The organism is Adlercreutzia aquisgranensis, assembly GCF_943193145.1.
GTDB classification, from domain to species: Bacteria; Actinomycetota; Coriobacteriia; order Coriobacteriales; family Eggerthellaceae; genus Xiamenia; species Xiamenia aquisgranensis.
Window position 1 is genome coordinate 295,738 of record NZ_CALPDA010000001.1, and the last position, 20,263, is coordinate 316,000.

General features: G+C 62.4%; 18 protein-coding genes. 10 read left to right on the forward strand and 8 right to left on the reverse strand.

Features of this window, described 5'->3' with window-relative positions; genetic code table 11:
• The first annotated feature begins 14 nt into the window (after window positions 1–14).
• Window positions 15–1,739: an FAD-dependent oxidoreductase gene (locus tag NFR41_RS01180; RefSeq protein ID WP_251230362.1), complete on the forward strand. Its 1,725-nt coding sequence runs from the start codon at window positions 15–17 to the stop codon at window positions 1,737–1,739.
• Window positions 1,740–1,952: 213 nt separating this feature from the next.
• Here the strand turns inward: NFR41_RS01180 and NFR41_RS10565 are convergent, their stop codons facing one another.
• The 7 genes from NFR41_RS10565 to NFR41_RS01210 form a co-directional block, all read right to left on the reverse strand.
• The gene (locus tag NFR41_RS10565) at window positions 1,953–2,540 is read right to left on the reverse strand and encodes a Fic/DOC family protein (protein WP_432762679.1); all 588 of its coding nucleotides are present in this window, start codon (window positions 2,538–2,540) and stop codon (window positions 1,953–1,955) included.
• A 200-nt stretch (window positions 2,541–2,740) separates the two neighbouring features.
• Window positions 2,741–2,911 (reverse strand): ParA family protein, encoded by a 171-nt coding sequence (locus tag NFR41_RS01185; protein WP_285833834.1) that lies wholly within the window; start codon window positions 2,909–2,911, stop codon window positions 2,741–2,743.
• Window positions 2,912–3,359: 448 nt separating this feature from the next.
• A complete protein-coding gene (locus NFR41_RS01190; protein ID WP_251230363.1) occupies window positions 3,360–3,869 on the reverse strand; it encodes a helix-turn-helix domain-containing protein in 510 nt (169 codons plus the stop codon).
• A gap of 127 nt (window positions 3,870–3,996) precedes the next feature.
• A complete protein-coding gene (locus NFR41_RS01195; protein WP_160214441.1) occupies window positions 3,997–4,266 on the reverse strand; it encodes a hypothetical protein in 270 nt (89 codons plus the stop codon).
• Window positions 4,263–4,634: a hypothetical protein gene (locus NFR41_RS01200; RefSeq protein ID WP_251230364.1), complete on the reverse strand. Its 372-nt coding sequence runs from the start codon at window positions 4,632–4,634 to the stop codon at window positions 4,263–4,265. Before NFR41_RS01200 ends, NFR41_RS01195 begins: the two co-directional genes overlap by 4 nt.
• Before the next feature lie 253 nt (window positions 4,635–4,887).
• The gene (locus NFR41_RS01205; protein WP_251230365.1) at window positions 4,888–5,898 is read right to left on the reverse strand and encodes a DMT family transporter; all 1,011 of its coding nucleotides are present in this window, start codon (window positions 5,896–5,898) and stop codon (window positions 4,888–4,890) included.
• Entirely contained in the window at window positions 5,895–6,911 is a 1,017-nt protein-coding gene (locus NFR41_RS01210) for an AraC family transcriptional regulator (RefSeq protein WP_285833835.1), read from the reverse strand. Before NFR41_RS01210 ends, NFR41_RS01205 begins: the two co-directional genes overlap by 4 nt.
• Before the next feature lie 412 nt (window positions 6,912–7,323).
• Between NFR41_RS01210 and NFR41_RS01215 the strand changes: the two genes are divergently transcribed.
• The 7 genes from NFR41_RS01215 to NFR41_RS01245 all read left to right on the forward strand — a co-directional run bounded on the left by NFR41_RS01215 (window position 7,324) and on the right by NFR41_RS01245 (window position 15,862).
• On the forward strand, window positions 7,324–7,764 hold the full coding sequence (locus NFR41_RS01215; RefSeq protein ID WP_251230367.1) for an MOSC domain-containing protein: 441 nt from the start codon (window positions 7,324–7,326) through the stop codon (window positions 7,762–7,764).
• A 244-nt stretch (window positions 7,765–8,008) separates the two neighbouring features.
• The gene (locus NFR41_RS01220; RefSeq protein ID WP_251230368.1) at window positions 8,009–8,767 is read left to right on the forward strand and encodes an SOS response-associated peptidase family protein; all 759 of its coding nucleotides are present in this window, start codon (window positions 8,009–8,011) and stop codon (window positions 8,765–8,767) included.
• Between the two features lie 351 nt (window positions 8,768–9,118).
• Window positions 9,119–10,828, forward strand: coding sequence for an ATP-binding protein (locus NFR41_RS01225; protein WP_160214435.1), 1,710 nt, complete (start codon window positions 9,119–9,121; stop codon window positions 10,826–10,828).
• 4 nt (window positions 10,829–10,832) lie between these two features.
• Window positions 10,833–11,540, forward strand: coding sequence for a response regulator transcription factor (locus NFR41_RS01230; RefSeq protein ID WP_160214434.1), 708 nt, complete (start codon window positions 10,833–10,835; stop codon window positions 11,538–11,540).
• A gap of 236 nt (window positions 11,541–11,776) precedes the next feature.
• A complete protein-coding gene (locus tag NFR41_RS01235) occupies window positions 11,777–14,302 on the forward strand; it encodes a molybdopterin-containing oxidoreductase family protein (RefSeq protein WP_251230369.1) in 2,526 nt (841 codons plus the stop codon).
• Window positions 14,303–14,316: 14 nt separating this feature from the next.
• Window positions 14,317–14,979: a 4Fe-4S dicluster domain-containing protein gene (locus NFR41_RS01240; protein WP_160214432.1), complete on the forward strand. Its 663-nt coding sequence runs from the start codon at window positions 14,317–14,319 to the stop codon at window positions 14,977–14,979.
• A gap of 211 nt (window positions 14,980–15,190) precedes the next feature.
• Window positions 15,191–15,862: a molecular chaperone TorD family protein gene (locus NFR41_RS01245; RefSeq protein ID WP_251230370.1), complete on the forward strand. Its 672-nt coding sequence runs from the start codon at window positions 15,191–15,193 to the stop codon at window positions 15,860–15,862.
• 105 nt (window positions 15,863–15,967) lie between these two features.
• Here the strand turns inward: NFR41_RS01245 and NFR41_RS01250 are convergent, their stop codons facing one another.
• Window positions 15,968–16,570, reverse strand: a complete 603-nt coding sequence (locus NFR41_RS01250) for a metallopeptidase family protein (protein ID WP_251230371.1) — start codon at window positions 16,568–16,570, stop codon at window positions 15,968–15,970.
• 568 nt (window positions 16,571–17,138) lie between these two features.
• Between NFR41_RS01250 and hdcA the strand changes: the two genes are divergently transcribed.
• Together hdcA and NFR41_RS01260 are read left to right on the forward strand one after the other, a co-directional pair.
• A complete protein-coding gene (gene hdcA, locus NFR41_RS01255; protein WP_160214430.1) occupies window positions 17,139–18,089 on the forward strand; it encodes a histidine decarboxylase, pyruvoyl type in 951 nt (316 codons plus the stop codon).
• Window positions 18,090–18,156: 67 nt separating this feature from the next.
• Window positions 18,157–19,734, forward strand: coding sequence for a basic amino acid/polyamine antiporter (locus NFR41_RS01260; protein WP_251230372.1), 1,578 nt, complete (start codon window positions 18,157–18,159; stop codon window positions 19,732–19,734).
• Window positions 19,735–20,263: the final 529 nt, after the last annotated feature.

Sequence of the window (20,263 nt, forward strand, 5' to 3'; positions counted from 1 at the left end):
AGGGAGGAATCGACATGAGCGAGACGCACGTGCATGGCATCGATGAGGCGAATATGGAGCGGCGGACGTTCCTGAAAGGATCGATGACGGCAGCGGCCCTTTTGGGTGCCGCGGGTATGTTCGGCTGTGCGCCGAATGCTGCTAAGCAGGAAAGGATGAAGCAGGAAGAGGCCGAGACTGCGGACATGTCCGATACGGGCGCCGTGGATCCGACGGCCGAGTACGAGTGCTGGCTGCCACCCCAAGGTGAGGTAGCGTTCGAGTCCGAGCCCGTGACTGACATCGCCCAGACGGAAGACTGGGATGTGGTTATCGTCGGCATGGGAGCGGCTGGTTCGGCCGCCGCAGCCTATGCGTCTGCAAACGGGCTTAAGACGTTGGTGGTGGAGAAGATGAGCGTCCCTGCTGCCAATCCCGGGGATATTTTCGTTATCAACTCGAAGGTTCAGGAGCAGCACCAGTTTCCCTGTCCGACCTTCAAGGACTTCATGGAGGCCCTCATGACCTCGAGTGCCTATCGGGCCAACGGGCCAAAGCTCGCGGCGCTCTATCATCACAGCGGAGAGGCGTTCGACTGGCTCTACGACAACGCCCTGGTGCCGGCGGGCATCGAGGCCGAGCCGACGTTCCCCGCCTTCCCCGGGATCATGATGGAGGGTTGGACGCGCTGCGTCAACGCCAACATCACGTGGGTTGGGGGACGCAACCAGCGGCAGGCTGACGTCCACAAATCCATTGCCGACCTCGCTTTGGCCCAAGGTGCAGAGATTCGCTTCGACACGCCTGCCGTGCAGCTTGTGCAAGACGGGAACGGTGCAGTGACCGGTGTTGTCGTGAAGGGGAGCGACGGCGCGTATACGCAGCTTAACGCGTCGAAGGGAGTCCTGTTGGCGACGGGCGGCTATGCGGCGAACATGGAGCGCATGAAGAAGTACATGCGCCCGCGCGATTACGCCACGGTTGCCGCCGTGCAATTCGCCAACGTCGGTGTGACCGGCGACGGGCACGAGATGGGCCTTGCGGTAGGAGCCGCGGAAGACGACGCGCCCCATTCGGCCCTACTCAACAGCTACGGTATAGTCGATGCGCATATGATGGGCATCCCGGCCCTCTTCATTCCCTGGATTCGCGTGAACGAACAGGGCCGCCGTTTCGTGAACGAGGAGGTGCCCGTCAGCATGCTCGGCGGCGCCATTATCAACCAGACCCACGGACGTTGCTGGACGGTTCTCGATGCCAATTATCCCCAAGCGGCCGCACAGCTCAAAACGGCCTATCTGTCCAACGATCCAACTATCGCCGATGGGTCGGTGGCGGTGATCGGGCAGATGATCGAGGAGGGCGCTTTGATTCAGGCCGACACGGTGGAGGAGCTCGCGGAGAAGATGGGCGTCGACGCTGCGACTCTGAAGGAAACGTTCGAGCGCACCACGCGCGATGCAGCGGGCGGAGTCGACACGCTGTTCGAGAAGGAGTTCCTCTATCCGCTCGATACGCCGCCGTTCTACGCTATCCACGAGGGCTCGACGCTGCTCAGCACGTGTAGCGGCCTGCATACCGACGAGGTCGCCCGAGTTGTCACGCCCGAGGGAGATGTCATTCCCGGTCTCTACGCGATTGGCGAATGCGCCGGTGGTCTGTGGGCTGGCGGTATGTACACCCATCATGTCTATGGCGGTGATTGGGCCGCTGCCATCACGTTCGCCTATCTGGCTGTGCAAAACTTGATGGAGGCTTAGCGTTTCGCTCCTTGTCTTACCCTCCCCTCCGTGGCACGGCTTACTGCCGTGCCACGGCTGTTTCCGAGAGGAATAAGGAGCGAGGGCGATACCGTGAGCGAGCCGCCGAACAGGCTGGGTCGTGCAATGCAGCACCTGAGGGGCGTCTATTCGCCGGCCGGCGCATCGCGCCAGCGCTTAAGCGAGAAGGCCCTGTGCCGATAAATCAGCGTCTCAGTTTTCCTTTGGGCTCACGGTATCATTGAGAAGATCGATCAAGTCGCTCATGTCGACCATTGAGGAAATATAAGCTTCGTATAGCCTCTCGGGGCTGACGGCTTTGAAGTTGAGTTCCCAGCCCGCTTGTCGGGCCAATTGGTTCGCAAATATACGCTGCGTTCTTCCGTTTCCCTCGCGGAAAGGGTGGAGGGCATTTATCTCCGCGATGTAGAACGCCATCCGCTCGATAAAGTCACCGCGTTCGAGATCGCGCAGGTAATTCTCCGCCTTAAGAGCCTCGAAAAGGTTTTGGGAATAGGGAATGATAAACTCCGCGCCGCAGAACAGGGAATTTCCCTTTGAGATGAAGCCCTTTTTCCGTATTTCGCCGGCCCAGTCATAAATCTCGCCGAAAAGAGCCCTATGGATTGCTTGAAGATGGGCGAGGTCGAATGAACCATTGACGGAGTGTTCCTCAAGTTCGGCTGCCGCAACGCCGGTGATAGCGCGCTCGGCATTCCATAGTTCGTCGAAGTTGGTTAAGCCGAGTTTGTTGATGAGAACCTTAGTGCCTGCGTAGACATAGGGGCGTCGGCATCGTATTGGTAGTTATATGATCGGCGGTCAACCATGGGAGGCCGCCAGCTGTTTTGCATCGGCAACATACTAGGCTATCAAGTCGCGATAGGTCATCTCGCCGCGACCGACTTTGCGCAAGTTGTCTTTCTCAGCTTCCGTCATGGTCATATGCTCGACTGCGAGGCTGTGCTCAACCTCTTCGATTACGCGCTCCATCTCCAGAGTCAGTCGGGGTCCTTCCAGCCGAGCGACTTGGTGAGGTCGCCCTGCGGGTCGGTGTCCACGAGGAGCACCCTCTTCCCGCGATGCGCGAGGGCTACCCCCAAGCTCAAGGTGGTGGCGGTCTTTCCCGTGCCGCCCTTCTGGTTCGCTACTGCGATGGCTCTGCATGGCATGGCTCATGAGCCTCCTTTTGCGGTTGCCCGCATCGGGAGGCCAGGCGGCCCTCGCGCAATGTGCGATGGGCGTGCGTTTCGCGAAAATACTGGAAGCGCACTGGAAATATCGGGGTTTCTCGAAAAGCCAAGAAGGGAGAAGGATTTCCCAAGTTTCAGAAATCACGGTTCTGAACTGGTTATTTCTCGACCACGCATTTCGCGTGTTTCGCGGGTGCTTGCGCCGCTAGCAGCTTGGGAAGCTGAAATTCTACCATTGGATCACGCTCGCAGTGGAAGAACATTATGCGCCAAGCGCCCGTAGTGCCCGCAGCGTTTCGGCCGTTTCAGCAAATCCCCACGACAGTGCGCGGTGATTGCCCCTCGGCGGCGCGCCCGCTCGCTCCTGCGCAATCACTCGCTCCTATGCAGCCGCTCTCGGCCCCGCAGCCGCCCGCTTCGGGCCGCCCTACACCCTCCGGCAGGCGAAGACCAGCCCAACCAGGGACGCCAGAAGCACGATGGGCGCCAACCTGACGGCCAGCCATTCGAATCCATGCAGCATCGTGCCGGCGACGGCTTCCTCGGGATTGGCGTAATCCCAGTTCAGATAAGGACTCCCCCATACGGCCATTGCTGCGAGCACGGCTAGGGCGCCAACGCACAACAACGCGAGCAGCACCTGCAGCGCCCGTCTGCGAGCAGCGGCTTTCCGAGCGAACTGCAAGTTCAGCACCTCCAGCTTCTCGGAAAGCGCCCGCAGGTCGTCGGCGGTGGGCTCGGTAACGGTCTCCCCGAGCAGCGTGCTGACGGGCGTGTCGAGCGCCTCGGACAGGGCCACCAGCATGTCGGAGTCGGGAACCGACAGCCCGCGCTCCCACTTCGACAGCGTCTGGCGCACCACGTTCAGCTTGATGGCCAGCTCCTCCTGCGAGATTCCCTTCGCCCGACGGATGGCCTTGATGTTCTCGTTAAGCACTGCACGGCTCCTTTCCGATTGCGTGTCCGGCGCAAGAAGCGTACAGAAAGCTGCCCCGTTGCCGCAAGCAACGCATGATAACACGGGCTATTCGGGGGGCGGGGAAGCCGCGCGGGCGCAGGCGGGCCTAGCGCACTTCGGCGATATAGGCGTTGGCGCTGCGGGGGAACTCCCGTTTGAACGCCTCTTTCAGCAGGCGTTTTCCAGGGGCTCCGGCAGGAATCGGCTCGCGGTGCTTCTGGAAACCGTCCTCGACGAGTAGCCAGCCCTCCTCGCGCCGCTCCAGCGTGAGGGAGCGGTCCTTCTTGAACGTGCTCAGGGTAAGCTGGCGCAGGGTTTTGTCGGCCATGGCGTTGAAGAGCCGCGCCTGCGCCTGCTTCACGGGAACGAGCTTCATCGCTGCCCCCTTTTCAGAAACCGGTCCAGCTCGGCGGCGAACGCCCGTTTCTGCAGCGTGGCGGACAGGTAGAGCACGGTGGCGGCGCTGCCGTTTACGACGTAGGCGGCCCGAACCGATCCGACGCTCTGCTCGTTGACGCGGCATTCCCAGATGGGCAGCCCCTGCCAGCGGACCGTGGTGGCGAATTTCGACTTGAACAGGCCGTTTCCTATTTGGCTCCGGATGGTTCGGGCGGTTTTGCCTTGCAGGCTCGGGTGCTTTCGCAGCAGGGGCCCGCAGCCGCGCTTGTCGAAGGACACCGTCGGCTCGGGGGCGGTGACGTGCTGTGGCGGCTGGAGCGGATATGTGCCGGAATGCGGTTTCATGGGCGGCGTTCCTTCGTCCCGAAGCGATGGCGCGCAAGGGGCGTCAAGGCGATTGTACGCTGGGTGGCACGGGCGGACGCGACGCGGGGAAGGGTTTGCCGAAACGTCACGAAGCCATGCGGCGCCCTCGCACTCCGACGCCTCCTTGTTGCAACGCGAACGTCGGCCGAGTTGCGCCTGCTCTCTCGCCGATCGCCCGTCGCCGCCGCCCGCCTCCTGCTTCGGCTTGCCGCGCCTAGGCGCCTTCCGCCTTTTACCCGTCCTCGGCGCAGCTCGCCGGCACCGGCGCGTCGCCCGAGCCAGTCTCGCGCTTGGCCGTTGGCTGCCATTGGGAGAGCACCAATCCGGCGATGGTGAGCGCGATGCCGCCGACGATTGCGGCGTTCAGCGGCTCTCCTAGCACGATGATGGAGGCAGCGGCGGTGATGGCGGGCACCAGGTAAATGTAGGTGGTCGAGGTGACCGCCCCCAATCGCTTCACGGCAACGCCCCAGGTGACGAAGCAGGAAGCCGAGGCGACAGCCCCCAGGAACAGCAGATTCGCAAGGTTGACCGGCTCGGTGAACGCGTCGGACGCGGGAACGGGGGCGCCGAAGGCCGCGGTAGCGGGCACGATGAAGACCAGCCCCCACAGGAAGGTGCGCTTCGTGGAAGCCACCGTCTCGTAGCCCAAGTCGGCGATGTGCTTCACCAGCAGCGAGTACACCGCCCACACCAGCGCCGCCGCCAGGGCCAGCAGGTCTCCGCCCAGCGTGCCCGGGTCGGCTGCCAGGTCCGGGCTGTTCGATGCGATCGCGCTGCTCGCTCCACTGACAGCGCTAGCCGTGGCTTCGGCGCCTGCACCCGCGCCGGTGCTGCCCATCCCCACGATCACAAGGCCGGCCATGGCCATGGCGAAACCTGCAAAGAACCGGGCCGAAAGGGCGCTGCGGTCTCCGCGAGCTGCCTGCAGCAACGCGGTGAACAGGGGAGAGGCCGCCACAATGACGCCTGCCGCCGTTGCCGTGGTAAGCATCAGCGCAACGTTTTCCAGTAGGTAGTACGCGGCGATGCCCGTTGCCCCGGCGGCGACGAACAGCAGCTCGTGTCGCCGATCTGCCAGGCACAGCATGCGCGGCCGCAGCGCGCACAAGGCCAGGAAGCCCACAGCGAAGCGCAGGGCCAGTATCCACAGCGGCGTGAAATCGGCCAGCAGCACCTTCGTCGACACAAACGTGATACCCCATACGAACACGGTGAACAAGGCGATCAAGTGGTATTTCACGAAACGCCATCCTTTCGGGCTGGGCTCGTCCCGTCTCCCTTGCTGCACTCGCCTGCCGCTACCAATTGCCGGCGATAGCTCCCCGGCGTCAGGCCCTCTCTCCGCTTGAACTCCCTGGTCAGGTGCGCCTGGTCCGCGAACCCGGTTTCAGCGGCGACGGCGGCCGGCTCCATCCCGTCGGCGAGCAGCTTGCAGGCGCGCTCGATGCGCAGCGAAGCCAAGTGCTGCATGGGCGTGATGCGGAACCGTCGGCGATAAGCCCTGATGAGCGCTGCATCCGAAAGGGTTTCCCGCTGCGCGATCTGATGGAGGCGCGACGGATTGGCCAAATTGCCGGCCAAGTGTCGAAACGTTCGCCCCGCGGGGTCGTCGAGGATCGGCGTTGCCGTCGGCCCGAGCACGCTGCCGGCGGCTGCAGGGGTGCCCGCCGCATCGGCGTCGGGACTGTCGGTTTCCGCAAGGAAGCTCAGCAGCGCAAGTGCCGACTTCCGAACAGCCTCCATGCTGGCAGGGCGCCGGGTTTCGGGGGAAGCGGGCACATTCGCCTTGCGATCGCTGGTCTTCGCCGGCACCGCTCCGGAAGCGCGCGTTTCCGACCCCTCCACCGTTTCGCCGGCTGCGTTCAGGTTGTCGATCACCGCGCGGAACAGCGCCACCGCGTCGGCGCTCCTGGTGCGCGGGCCCCTAAGGCGGATGCCTTCGGCGAAGTCGGCCGAGAACGTGAGACTTTCGAAGGCGAGCAGGCCGCTGCCCTGCTGCTGGCAGCCGTGCACGTCGCCGGGATTGAAGACGAACAAGTCGCCGGGTTCCAGCAGGTGCGGTTGGTCGTTCCAGACAAGCCGCCTGGCTCCCTGGGTCACGAGGCCCACCACGTAGTGCTCGTGGGAATGGGCGGGGAAGGGCTGTGCGACGCCGCGGTAGCTGCGGTACTCGCCGCCGATGCAGGGAACAGGCGCAATCGTGCAGCGGGCCGCCTCGGATCGCCCTTCTTCGATGTCGTGCGCCTTCCGCATCTTCCGTCTCGCGCTGCCTTACGCCGCTGCCGCCTCCTAAGCCACGTACTATAGCGCAATCCCGCCGCTGGTTCTTGAACGGAATTGCATGCCGGCTGGCGCAACATGCAGAGTCGTCCCTAGTGCTATGCCCCCTGTGCTATAGCCCGCGTCGCCTTGTCCTCTGTGCCATCTTGCAGCGCACGACGCTCCCGTCCCTCAAGGCCACCGTACCCGCTGCCCTGCCGCTCCGTTTGGCCCATCTGCCGCTTTTGGTTGCGGCATTAGCCTCAAACAAGTATAATATCGACGCGCCGGATCCAACGCTCGTCGGCCGTAGTGCAGCGGCGGCGAGCTCGCATCTTTCTGTTGTTGCACCGGGTATGCCGAGGTGGCGCGCGGCATATCGCCTTCAGGGAAGGGAGCGTGCAACATGGGCACTGTCAAGGCCGTTTGCACCAGCGACGTCAAAGGCATCCAGAAAACCGCAACCGCATCCGTGGACCTCAAGCCCGACTGGGGCATCGAGGACGACGCCCACGCGGGAAAGTGGCACCGCCAGGTGAGCCTGCTTGGTTACGAGCAGATCGAGGCTTTCAAAGCGCTGGGGGCGGACGTGGCGGACGGCTCGTTCGGCGAGAACATCATCGTGGAAGGCTTCGACCTGAAATCGCTGCCTGTGGGCACGCGCCTTCGGTGCGGGGAAGCGCTGCTGGAGCTCACCCAAATCGGCAAGCAATGCCACGCCCACTGCGCCATCTACCACAAGATGGGAGACTGCATCATGCCCCGCGAAGGCGTCTTCTGCCGCGTGCTAGAAGGCGGCCGCGTGGCGCCGGGAGACGCCGTCGACCTCGTGGGCAGCGAGGGGTAGGGAGCCAGGGGCGCCAGTGCGCCAGCGCACCGGGCTGGCGACAATGGAGCATGGCGGACTGCGTGCGGTTGTGTTGACGTGAATGCGCTCGTAGCCGCGACGGGCTGTTGCTATAGCGGTCGGACGTGAAGCTTTCCGCTGGACGCGACGAACCCAGTGCGTCAGGCGACGATTGTCGCGCGTCGAGCGCACCAACCCAGGTGGCCGTTGCCGGCTGCTTGCGAGACCCTGCTATCATGGGACCATGTGCGGAAAATGCGTCATATTGGAATACGACGAGGTGCTCGACGTTATCCACGAGCTTGAGCTGGGCGTCCCTGTGGGATTGGGCGCCGACTGGCCGGCTCGACCGACGCGATGCGGCGACCTGGTGGCGCGCCCGGGATCTGTGATTCCTGTCATCGTGGCGCAGCCGGTTGCGGCGACGCCCGGCGTTGGACGCGGTTCGCAGCTGGCAGGTCCGATAGCGCCCGCCACCTTCACCTGGGGATTTCGGGAGCCGTGGGGCACGGGGCTCGTGTTCAACACCCGCATCGAAAGCACCGACAAGCCGCTATGGCGCGATTCCATGGAACATCGCCGCTGCATCATCCCCGTGCGTTCGTTCTTCGAGACCAGCGCCACCGAAACGGCGCCGTCCCCGCGTGATGGCCGCCCTGCGAAGCGCTCTTACGAGTTCACGGTACCGGGAAGACCGATTGCCCTGATAGGCGGCGTATGGAAGGACGGTCGCCTGTCCATGGTGACCACTGAGGCGAACCGCTGGATGGTTCCCGTGCACCACCGCATGCCGCTGGTGATTCACCAAGAGGAGCTGCCGGTGTGGTTCGGTCCCGACTACCGCCGGCTGGCCGACCGCTCGTCTGTGGAGCTGGCGGTCGCCCCCGAGCAGCCCACGGCGCCGCCGACGCCTCATCCGATGTCGGGCTCGGCGTCAGGTTCCGCATACGGCCCCGGGGCCGGCGGCAATCCTACCCCGGGAACCATGACCCCGCTGTTCTAACCGCCTTCAGCCCGTGTCCTCCTCGCGCCCCAGCGAGCTTAAGGGGAGCTTGGCGATACCTGGGCGGTTGCTTAGCTTTTGCTGGGAATGGCTCGGCCTCGCCTGTCTCTAGCGCACAGCGTGCGCGCCCTGGTACCCTTACGGCCGACGCGCGCTTTCGTTCAGCAGTGTTGGCGGCGGTCCAGAGATGACGGCTCATGCTGGTAATGTCGGGTTAATCAAAGTATTATCTAAAACTTATCGCGGACGTTTGCGCCTCGGCGCGACTCGGGCTTATGCTTCTTGCCGATGCCCCCTGAAGCGGCTATGGGGGTGCTTCAGGGTTGTCGGTGCATTGGCGGGAGGAGGAGAATGCGCAGGCTGGGTATCAAAACGGTGTACCTTGCCGCTCTGACGGCGGTCTCCATCGTCACGTTTGTCGCCTTTTCGCTTTTCGACGTGCATGTTCAGCAGCAGCAAACCGAAGAGGCGCTGTTGGAGGAGGCGCGCACCTTCGCGCGCGAGATGGATGCCGTCTGGCAGTTCATGGACAATTCGCAGAACGTGATCAACTATTCGTCGGCGGGGGACTTCGACTTCAAAGGGCTGCACTGCTCAGTTGTGGGGAAAAGCGTGGGTGCTATCTTCTCGGCGGGGAACGACTACACCATTCGCTACACTAACTTCAACCCCAGAAGCGCCATGGATCAGCCCGACGAGTTCGAGACGGCGGCACTGACCCGTTTCAACGAGAATAAAGAGATACGCGAATACTACGGCATCGCCGACTTCGAGGGTGAAGAGCGCTTCCGCTATCTTCAGGCGCTCAAGGTGGACGAAAGTTGTCTCGAATGCCATGGCGAGCCTGCGGGAGAGCTGGACATCACCGAACACGTGAAAGAAGGGTGGACGCTCGATTCGGTGGGAGGCGCGATCAGCATCGTCATCCCCGTCGATCAGCAAAAGAACGCGATGACGGCGAACGTTATGCGCGACGCCGCCTTCTTCCTGCTGCTCTCGCTTGTCATCGGGCTGGTGGTGCTGCTGGTCACCACGGTTTTCGTGTTCGGCCCCATGAATCGCATGAAGAACGCTTTCTCCGCGGTGGGCGCCGGCCGTTCTCAGATTTCCGTCGAAAGCGGCGGTGCGACGAAAGAGGTTTCCGAAGTCATTGACTGCTTCAACACCATGGCCGAGGAAGTGCGGTCCGTCTACGCCAACCTCGAAGAGCAGGTTGCCGACCGCACGCTTGATCTGAAGCGCGCCAATGAGAAGCTGGAGCGAGCCAACGAGAAGCTGGAGCGGCAGCGGGACGACTTGACGGCCTTGAGCGTGCGCCTGCAGGAAGAGGCTCGCTTCAAATCCGACCTGCTCTCGATGGTGAACCACGAGCTGCGCACGCCGCTGACCGCCATCATTACACTGTCCCAGGTTTCCGTCGAAGCCGGCGAGCTCGAAGGCGGCCGGGACGCCGTGGAGCAGAAGTCGTGGGAGGAGGTCCGGAAAAACGGCACCATCCTGCTGGAGATGATCAACAACATGCTCGACATCGCGCGCTCCGACGCAGGGGGCATGAAAGCGTCCTGCGAGGTGATGGATATCGGGGACGTCGTCTCGTCGGTACGCAGCGCCATAGCGCCTCTGGCTCAGCGTTTCCGGGTGTCGTTCGAGAGCCATGTGGCAAGCGATGTCCCGCTTGTGAGCGGCGACTACGAGAAAACTCAGCGCATCTTGGAGAACCTTTTGGGCAACGCAGTGAAGTTCACGCCCGACGGAGGCCATGTGTGCCTGCGCGTGGAGTGCGAGCCGGCGTCGGGCGACGTGGTGATGCGCGTCATTGACAACGGCATCGGCATTCACCCAGATGACCAGGAGCGCATTTTCGAGAGGTTCGTGCAGGTGGACAGCACGTCGACGCGAAAGTACAACGGAAGCGGATTGGGTTTGGCCCTGGTGAAGGAGTACGCAGAGATACAGGGGTTCTCCGTGGCCGTCGAAAGCGTGCTGGGGGCCGGGTCGGAGTTCTCCGTGCGCATTCCCGCTGGCTGCACGGTGATAAGCTGCGAAGAGGGGGAGGGGTAAGTCAATGACCAAGGTGATGCTGATCGATGACGAGGAGAGCATGCACGTGGCCATCCGGAAGATGCTCGAGAAGGCGGGTTACACCTTCTTCGGCGCCATGGACGCCGAAGAAGGGCTTGCCATGTTCGCGAAGGAGCGCCCCGACCTTCTGCTGCTCGACGTCATGCTGCCGGGGATGAACGGCTTCGATTTGTGCGAGCGCATGCGCACCGAAGGAAGACGCGTGCCCATCATCTTCCTTTCCGCGAAAAACGACATCGTCGACAAGAGCGTGGGCTTCAAGTCCGGCGGGGACGACTACGTGACCAAGCCCTTCGACTCGACGGAACTGCTGCTTCGCATCGAGGCCCATATACGACGCCATAGGGATATAGTCGAGTCGGCTCGCAGGGACGGCCGGGACGGGGTGGTGACCATAGGCGGCTTGGAGATTCGCTTCGACGAGTACCAGGTGTTCGTCGATGGGCACCCGGCAAATCTGACCACGAAGGAGTTCGAGATAGTGGCTCTGCTGGCATCCCACCCGGGCAAGGTCTTCACGCGTATACAGATTCAAGAATGTCTGTGGGGTGAGGGGGAGGCCGACGCAAAGACGAATTCCATTACCGTATTCGTACGCAAAATACGCGAAAAGATAGAGGAAAATCCCAGCGAGCCAAAGTATATCCTTACTGTGCAGCGAGTGGGATACAAGATGTCGGAGCGGGTATAGCAAGGGCTTTTACCGGGTGTCCTGCTGTGTTCCGGCAATATCAGGGGCTGAGCTAGCGGCGGTTAACGAAAACTTTAGCCAAAGATAATCTCAGGTGAGTCGATATTATCGTGCCCCTTGCGTATGGTGTTCGTAAGCAAGGGGCAAGCCGGCTGTTTCTTCGAGGGGGCTGATTTGCCTTGCCCTGCGCATGGCATGTCGACGAAGAGGGCTGGATAGGAGAAGAGGGGGCATTTATGGTAGACGCAACCCAGAAGCGAGGGTTTTCCCGGCGAAGCTTCATCAAGGGAGCGGCGACGCTGACCGCCGCTGGCGCCCTAGTCGGGTGCAGCGCGAACACCGATGACAAGGTGACGGTCGAGCCGGGCAAAGCCGTAGAGGAAAAGAAGCCGGATGCCGACAAGCAGACGCAGGCTGTGGCGCAGCCGTCCCCGGACAAGATCTACTCTGGGGCTTGTCGCGCTCAGTGCATACAGGGTTGTTATCTGAACGTGCACGTGCGCGATGGCCAGGTGGTGCGCACGTCGGCCGGACGTTTCCCTGACGAGCCCGAGTTCGAGCGAATTTGTCCGAAGGGGCTCACGCAGGTGGCGCGCGTGTACAGCTCGGAGCGCTTGCAGTACCCCATGCGGCGCGTAGGCGAGCGAGGCGAAGGCAAGTTCGAGCGCATCAGCTGGGACGAAGCCATCGCCGAGATTGCCGAGAAGTGGAAGGGCTACGTAGACGAGTTCGGCGCGGAGTCCATCGTCTATTTCGTGGGCAGCGGCAACTGCGCGCTTCTGGGAGGCGGTACGGCGGACGGCTCCGTCATGCAGCGTCTTCGCCAGGTAACGGGTGCGACTAATATCACCACCGACCGAGACATGGCCACTATCGACCGCCTGGCGAAGGTGTTCGGCTACGGCGGCTGGGGAAACCTGTGCACCGATTTCGTGAACGCGAAAACGTTCGTCATCTGGGGTGCCAATCCCGTGGTCTCCGAAAAGCAGCAAATGCATTTTATTCTAGATGCCAAAGACGCCGGTGCGCGCATAGTGGACATCGACATCGCCTACAACACCGTCTCGTCGAAATCCGATTGGTTCATCCCCGTTAACCCCGCCACCGACGGTGCGCTTGCCCTGGGCGCCATTCATGAGGTGCTGGAGCAAGGTTGGCAGGACGAGGAATTCATTCGCGACCATACCGAGGCGCCGTTTCTGGTCAAGGAGGATGGCGCGTACCTGCGCATGAGCGATCTGGGCGTCGAGCCTACGGAAGGCCCGGTGAATCCCCAGACGGGCCAGCCGACCGTGGTCGATCCCTGCGTGCTGTGGGATCTGGAGACCGAAAGCGCCGTTGCGCTGGCCGATGCTGTGAGGCCTGCGCTCGAGAGCGTTCCGCAGATCGAGGGATTCGCCGTGCGGACGGTTTTCGAGATTATCCGTGACCAGGCCTCCGAATGGACGGTCGAGCGTGCCTCCGAGGTCACGGGCGTGCCCGAGGCTGACATCAAAGAGCTTGCGCGTACCTATGCCCTGGACGGCCCCGTCACCACGTTCTCCCAGTACGGATTGAACCACTACGCCAACGGCACCTACAACTACGGGCCTGTGTTCTCGTTGGTGCTGCTTACCGGCAACATCGGAAAGCCGGGGGCGGGGTGCGGCATCCACACTGCCGGTATGGGCGTGAGCAACGCTGCCGGATGCATCGCGGCTCCCAGCAGCGCGGGCGAGCCTCCCCAGGGCGGCGGTCGCAATATCAACTGGAACCAGCTGTACCCAGTGCTTCAAAGCGGAGAGAAGCTTGGAGAGCCCTTCCCCATGAAGTCGCTTTACTGCTCGTGCACGAACCCCATGTGCGCCAACACCGAGCACAAGGAGACGGTCGAGCTCTTCAAGGCGTTCGAGTTCGTCGTGGTTCAAGAGATGACGATGACGGAATCGGCTCGCTACGCGGACATTCTGCTGCCGGCGTGCCATTGGTTCGAATGCGTCGACCTGCGACAGCGAGCCTACAACTATCCCTATGTCATCCTGCAGGAGAAGGCGATCGAGCCTTTGTACGAGAGCAAGCCCGATTTCGAGATATACAAATTGCTTGCCGACGCTTTGGGCTATGGTGACTACTTCGACTTCACGGAAGAAGAGTACATCGAGATGTGGCTTGACAGCGACAGCGCCCGCTCCATGGACATTACGCTCGACCGTTTGAAGCGGGAGAAAGTGGCGCGCGCCGTCACCAAGGATATTGGGTTCGAGGGCGGTGTTTTCGGAACGGCCAACGGCAGGGCGCACTTCTACCAGGAAAACCCCGTTCCCGACCATATGATCGGCCAGGATTTCGATCCCGAGAAAGAGCGAACGTTTTTGTACTGGGAGCCCGCGGCCGAGGCTGATCTGGCGAACGCTGTGCGCGAGAAGTACCCCTTCACCGTATGCTCCGAGCACATGCGCACCCGCACGCATTCTCAATGGTGGGATGTGGGTTACATGGACGAATTCGAACCGCAGCCCATCGTGCGCATCAATCCCGATGACGCCAAGGAGCTCGGCATCAAAGAGGGCGACAAGGTCAGGCTGTACAACGACCGCGGCGACGTGACGCTGATCGCCACGCTCAACGCCGGTCAGCAGCGCAAGAGCGTCCACTGCCTGCGCTCCTTCCAGGCAATCGAGTTCATCGAAGGCAACCTTTCGGACCTGACGTTCAACGACTATAACCAAGCATGCGCCAACCAGGCTTACAACGACGTGGCCGTGGCGATCGAGAAGCTGTAGGGGGAGTGGTTTCGATGACGCGATATGGAATGGCTATCGATGTGCGCCGCTGCGTTGGCTGCCAGGCCTGTGCAGCTGCCTGCAAGGTGGCGAACAACCTGCCGAAGACCATCTCGTACAACGTGGTGTATACGAAGACCGATGAAAACTGGGATGAGCTGGGTACTGCGGTGGCAAGGGGCGCCGTGGCCAACGACAATGCCGGCGGGACGTTTCCCGATTGCACGCTGAACTTCCTACCCATGCAGTGCCAGCATTGCGAGAATCCCAAATGCGAGGAAGTGTGTCCCACGGGTGCGACGCAGAAGCGCGAGGACGGGATCGTGTGGGTGGATTCGGAGCTGTGCATCGGCTGTGCTTCGTGCATCAAGGGATGCCCCTACGAGGGGGTGCGCACGCTCAACGAGAGCGAGCCGGAATACTATCTCGACGTGGTGGTGGGCGAGTTCGACGCGCCGGTGCACAAAGCCGGGGCAGTGGAGAAGTGCACGTTCTGCAAGAATCTGGTCGACCGCGGTGAAGAGCCGGCGTGCATGCAGCTGTGCTTGGCCCGAGCGCGCTTCTGGGGCGACTTGGACGATCCGAGCTCGGATGTTTCCAAGGCCATCGAAGGTCGCGAGTACCATCTGATGCAGGAGGCGGCGGGCACCGGCCCGAAGGTCTACTATCTGCTGTAGGGCGCATGCGGTGCTGGAGACGGTGCCGACGTTGGTGTGCTGATGATGGAGAATGAACAGGCGCCGCAGGCTTTGCCGGTGGCGCCTGGCTTCGGTCGGAGGGAGTATTGTGAGGGAAAGCGACGAGGTCAGAAGGCTTGTGGGTCTTGCTGACGGGTGTGAGCTCATGGCGGCAGCTCTGCGGTTTCCTACCGACGAGCTGGCATCCGCTTTGACCGATGGCGCCTTTGCCCAAGACGTCGAGTCGTGCTTGTCCGATTTTCTTCCGCGAAACGGCTTCGGGGAATCCGAGGGGTGCGAGCGGGAGGCGGCAGGCATCGCGGCACGGTTCGGCGCTTTTATGCGCGAGGATACGGGGGAACTTTGCCGCGGATTGAGAAGGGGATTCTCGATTGCCCATGTGAGGCAGGCGGGCGGCGTCGCGGTGTTTCCTTACGAAAGCGCCTTTCGGCACCGAAGGGAGGGCAAAGAGGGCGAGCCGGCGCTGTTCCGAGCGCCTGTGGCCTTGGATGTCGAGCGGCAGATGCGCTCTGCCGGCGTGCTGCCGCGGGATTCCCGAACGGAACCGTGCGACAGTCTTTGGGACGAGTTCTCCTTCCTTTCGTATCTCTTCGGTCAGGCGGCCTCTGCTTCTGCGGAGGGCGACGTTCGGGCGAGTCTTCTCTGGAGTGGCCGTGCGCGCGTCTTTTTCGACGATCACGTGGCGATGTGGGCCGACGATTTCTTTGAGTGGACAGCGGCAGAGCTTCGGGCTCAGGTTGCCGCAGGGGTGGTCGACGCTTCGTGTGAAGAGTACTACGATGCATTGTTTGCCTACGGGCGCTTGCTGCTGGAGAGCATCGGGCGTGCGACGGGGGTGGTTTGGCCGCCGCACGTGCTGTAGCTTGAGAGGGGCCATGGGTTTGGCTGACGCTGTTGGCTGCACCGCGCCCGTCGTATGTCAGGCTGCGGGGCGTGTCTGGCTGGGGCCGCAAAGGCTGCGATAAGGCTAATACCCCATGTCGTAGAGCCGGTCGTCGTCCAGGCCGAAGTAGTGCCCCAGCTCGTGGACGACGGTCTTGCCTATCTCGGCGACCACTTCCTCGCGGCTTTTGAAGCAGCGCTCGTGGGGGCCTTTGAACACGGTGATGACGTTGGGGATGTCGTCGTCGTAGCCGTCGGCGCGCTCCACGATGGAGATGCCGTCGAACAGTCCCAGCAGGTCGTTCGGGCCTGGCATGTAGTCATCGTCGCCTTCGGCGGTGTCCGCGTCTTCGGCAGCGCCCATGTCATCGGCGGCCAGTGCATCCCCGTTGGCCTCTTGGCTCTCTTCGTCTCGCCATGTTTCGGCGTTCTGCCATTCGCCCTTGCCGTCCCAGTCCGCGTCGTCCTCCCAGCTTGCGCCGTCGCCCCAGTCCGCGTCGTCCCCCCAAGTCCCCTCGCCGTCCCCTTCGTGCCAACCATCTGCACCCAGGCCGTCCAGGTGGTATTCGCTGGGCTCGTCCTCCCAGGTGACGGCGACGTTCTCCAGCGCCGCAAGGAACTGCTCGGGCATGGCGTCGAGCGCTTCTTGGATGGCGGTTTCGAATTCCTCGTCGGTCATGGGGTACATGGGCGCTCCTCGGGTGTGCGGCGGATATGGCGGTTTAGCGTTCGGCTTCGGCGTGCTTGTGCTCGGCGTCGGCTGTGGCGGGTGCGTATTCGGCGTCGATTGTAGCGAGTGCGTCTGTTCGGAGCAAATTCGCTACCTGCTTAGCCGATGCAACTGCGGCTTCGAGGAGAGCTGGCCCACTGCATCCTATGCGGTCGCTGCGCCCGCCGCCAGCTGGCTGCCCGCCACTTGCTGCCTGGTGCCCGCTTGTCGTTTTCACTCGCCCTGCGCTAGCGCTTGCAAGTTTATCGCGCACACGCGCATCGGCCTAGAGCGCACAGTCTCGGAAACCCATTCGCCTGCGGAGTTCTGCTGACCCCGCGTTCGATGTTGGAATATCAATTACGGAGAAACGTCAGCGCCGCATCGCAAAATCAACGGTGTTCCGCCGCTCGTCCGAAACCCGCCAAATCGTCCTAGAGTGTGTCATGAACAAGCGGTTTATTCGCGAGCGGACGAGCCTGCGCCGGCTTCCGAATGCGCGTTCAGCGTGCGAGCAGGCATGCACTGTAAAGAGAAAGGACCAGCTATGACTTCCGAAAAGCGCGACAACAGGATGGTGGCAACCTCGCTGGGGCATCACGAGAAGATGCGCACGCCCCACATCGACCGCACGGCCATCAGCCCCTACGACCAGTGGTGCGACGGCTATGGCATGCCCGGCGCCTACGGCAACGGCTACGTGAACGTGCTGAAGGTGTCGTGCGGCGCGGTGGACAAGACCAAGGACGCCCTCATCGACCGCATCGTCACCTACGACAAGGCCGAATGCGCCGATGCTTACGTGGGACAGATCAACATGCTGACCGCCAGCTCCTTCAACGGCGTCCAGGGCCAGATCTGGGGCCACGACCTGGCCGTCCACGACGACATCAAGAGCGGATCGATCGAGCCTCTTTTCACGGTAAAGCAGTTCGATGGGTCTGATCTGAAGGTGTTCGACGCCAAGCCGCTTATCCAGGCTGGCATCGAATTGTTCGGCACCGACGCCGACCGTCGCTACCATCCCGCGCCCGGCGCCCACGTGATCTGCGCAAACAAGGGCGTCGTGGCCTACCGCCCGAAGGAGGGCCAGCCCCTCAAGGACGGCGAGGCCTACGGTGTGTGGTGCTTCATCGCCATCTCGCTGACCACCGACCCCGACTACGCTGCGAACCTGTTCATCGAGGACGCTGGCACTTGGACTGAAAACGACAGCGAGCAAGACCTAATCAACTTCCTGGACGAGCGCCGCAAGGAAATCGTCTGGTCCGTGGTGGAGTGCGGCAACGACTCCGGCGTGCTGTTCGACCGCACCTACATCGCCTATAACTACGTGATGATGAAGCCCAATCAGATCGGCAACGCCATTACCGTGGGCCCCTACGTGACGCTGGCCAAGGACGCCATCCCGTCGGAGGGCTTCGGCAAGCTCAACGACATGACCATCACCGAATGGCTGAAGGACCAGGGCTTCCAGTCGCTTACCGGTTTGAAGTAAGCGTCGGGAGCATTTGAAGCGACGGCCCCCGACCTTGTGCCGGGGGCCTTATCTTAAGGAGGCTATCATGGCAGAAACCAAGACGGCCGTTACCGCATCGGAGAAGACGACAACGACCACGACCACGACCGCAACCGACGTTGCGAAGCAGGCCGGCAGCGGCAAGCCGGCGAAGGGCTCCGCGGACGCCAAGAAGGTAGGGCTCGTCGGCCTGATCGCCATCGTCATCTCTGCTATGGTGGGCGGCGGCATCTACGACCTGCCCCAGAACATGGCCGCGAGCGCCTCGGCCGGCAGCCAGATTGTGGCATGGGTCATCACCGGTATCGGTATCTGGTTCATCGCGAACACGTTCCGCGTGCTTGCTCAGGCGAAGCCGGACCTGAAGAACGGCATCTACACCTACGCCGAGCGTGGTTTCGGCAAGTTCGTGGGATTCCTCATCTCCTACGGCTACTGGATCTGCAACTGCTTCGCGTTGGTCGCTTACGGCGTGCTGATCATGTCCACCATGGACTACTTCTTCCCGGGCGTGTTCGGCAGCGGCAACAACTGGCCGTCGGTCATCGGTGCGTCGCTGATCACCTGGCTGATGCTGTTTCTGGCCCTGCGCGGCGCCAAGAGCGGCGCGTTCCTGAACGTCATCGGCACCATCGGCAAGATCGTGCCGGTGCTGGTGTTCATCGTGCTCATCCTCACCATCTTCCAGTTCGGCATGTTCATGGACGCGTTCTGGGGCGTGGCCAAGGACGGCCATGCGCTGGCGTTTAACTTCGGCGACGTCATGAACCAGGTTTCGGGCACCATGCTGGTGACGTTGTGGCTGTTCATCGGCATCGAGGGCGCGGTCGTCGTGTCCGGCGAGGCAAAGAGCCAAAACGACGTCTCGAAGGCCACGACCATCGGCTACCTGGTCATCCTGGCAATCTACGTGCTGGTGTCCCTGCTGCCTTTAGGTGTGTATAGCCAGACCGAGATCGCCGGCATGTCCGACCCGTCCATGGCCGTGATCATGCAGCAGAAGTTCGGCGACTGGGGCGCTGTGATGGTCAACGTCGGCGTGATCATCTCGGTGCTGTCGTCGTGGCTGGTGTGGATGCTGATGCTGGGCCAGATGCCCCTGTTCGCCGCCCGCGACGGCATCTTCCCCAAGCGCTTCACCGAGCAGAACAAGAAGGGCGCCCCGTCGTTCTCGCTGCTGTGGACCACGATCGTCATTCAGGCGCTGCTAATATTGTGTCACTTCACCAGCGGAAACGCTTGGAACACCATGATCTCGATCACGTCGGTCATGGCCATGCCCTGTTACCTGATCTGCTGCTTGTTCCTGTGGAAGATCGCGGTGAAGGAACCGTGGCCGAAGGGCATTCGCTTCTCGAAGACCAACGCGCTCGTCACCGGCGTGGTCGGCACGATTTTCTCGCTGTACCTGGTGTACGCTGCCGGTTTGAACTACCTGATGATCGCAGCGTTCGTGTACGCAGTAGGTATCCCGCTGTTCATCATCGGACGGCGCCAGGCGGGCCAGAAGGGCAGCGTGCTCTCGCTGTTCACCACGGTCGAGAAGGTGCTGTGCGTCATCGTGATCGTGCTGGGCATTGTGGGCATCATCTACAGCATCTCCAGCGGCGTGTTCACTGCGTAAGGGATGCGAGGCCGTCTGCGCCGAAGTCGTTTGGCGCAGACGGCCCGTTCGGAAAGCGGTGCCGCTGCGATGCGTCCGAGGCAGGCGGTTCGGAAGCGGCGCCGCTGCGAAACGGTGGTTTGCGAACAGTGCACGAGGGGCAGGTTCTGCGGGAAAACCGCACGAACCTGCCCCTCGTGCGCTGTTGCGCGCGGCTGGCCGGGGAGTGCGGAGAGCTGCAAGGCTTCCGTCCCTCCGGCCTTTTGCGCGTGCGGGCAGTGCTGCTGCGAAGGGGTGCGCTGCGAATCCCGCATAATCGGCAGGTTCGTAAGAAAAAATGCACGAAGTTGACGATTGTGCGGTGTCGCGCGCAGCTGGCGGGAGAGTGCAGAGAGCTGCAAGGCTTCCGTCCCTCCGGCTTTTGCGTGTGCGGGCGGTGTTGCTGTGAAATGGCGTGTTGCGAACAGTGCACAAGGGGCGGGTTCTGCAGAAAAACCGTACGAACCTGCCCCTCGTGCGCTGTTGCGCGCGGCTGGCGGGGGAGTGCGAC

Excerpts from the sequence above, each read along its gene's own strand:
- NFR41_RS01180 (WP_251230362.1), top strand. The coding sequence starts at position 15 with ATGAGCGAGACGCACGTGCATGGCATCGATGAGGCGAATATGGAGCGG.
- NFR41_RS01185 (WP_285833834.1), bottom strand. The coding sequence starts at position 2,911 with ATGCCATGCAGAGCCATCGCAGTAGCGAACCAGAAGGGCGGCACGGGA.
- NFR41_RS01195 (WP_160214441.1), bottom strand. The coding sequence starts at position 4,266 with ATGAAGCTCGTTCCCGTGAAGCAGGCGCAGGCGCGGCTCTTCAACGCC.
- NFR41_RS01200 (WP_251230364.1), bottom strand. The coding sequence starts at position 4,634 with ATGAAACCGCATTCCGGCACATATCCGCTCCAGCCGCCACAGCACGTC.
- NFR41_RS01210 (WP_285833835.1), bottom strand. The coding sequence starts at position 6,911 with ATGCGGAAGGCGCACGACATCGAAGAAGGGCGATCCGAGGCGGCCCGC.
- NFR41_RS01215 (WP_251230367.1), top strand. The coding sequence starts at position 7,324 with ATGGGCACTGTCAAGGCCGTTTGCACCAGCGACGTCAAAGGCATCCAG.
- NFR41_RS01220 (WP_251230368.1), top strand. The coding sequence starts at position 8,009 with ATGTGCGGAAAATGCGTCATATTGGAATACGACGAGGTGCTCGACGTT.
- NFR41_RS01225 (WP_160214435.1), top strand. The coding sequence starts at position 9,119 with ATGCGCAGGCTGGGTATCAAAACGGTGTACCTTGCCGCTCTGACGGCG.
- NFR41_RS01230 (WP_160214434.1), top strand. The coding sequence starts at position 10,833 with ATGACCAAGGTGATGCTGATCGATGACGAGGAGAGCATGCACGTGGCC.
- NFR41_RS01235 (WP_251230369.1), top strand. The coding sequence starts at position 11,777 with ATGGTAGACGCAACCCAGAAGCGAGGGTTTTCCCGGCGAAGCTTCATC.
- NFR41_RS01240 (WP_160214432.1), top strand. The coding sequence starts at position 14,317 with ATGACGCGATATGGAATGGCTATCGATGTGCGCCGCTGCGTTGGCTGC.
- NFR41_RS01250 (WP_251230371.1), bottom strand. The coding sequence starts at position 16,570 with ATGTACCCCATGACCGACGAGGAATTCGAAACCGCCATCCAAGAAGCG.
- hdcA (WP_160214430.1), top strand. The coding sequence starts at position 17,139 with ATGACTTCCGAAAAGCGCGACAACAGGATGGTGGCAACCTCGCTGGGG.
- NFR41_RS01260 (WP_251230372.1), top strand. The coding sequence starts at position 18,157 with ATGGCAGAAACCAAGACGGCCGTTACCGCATCGGAGAAGACGACAACG.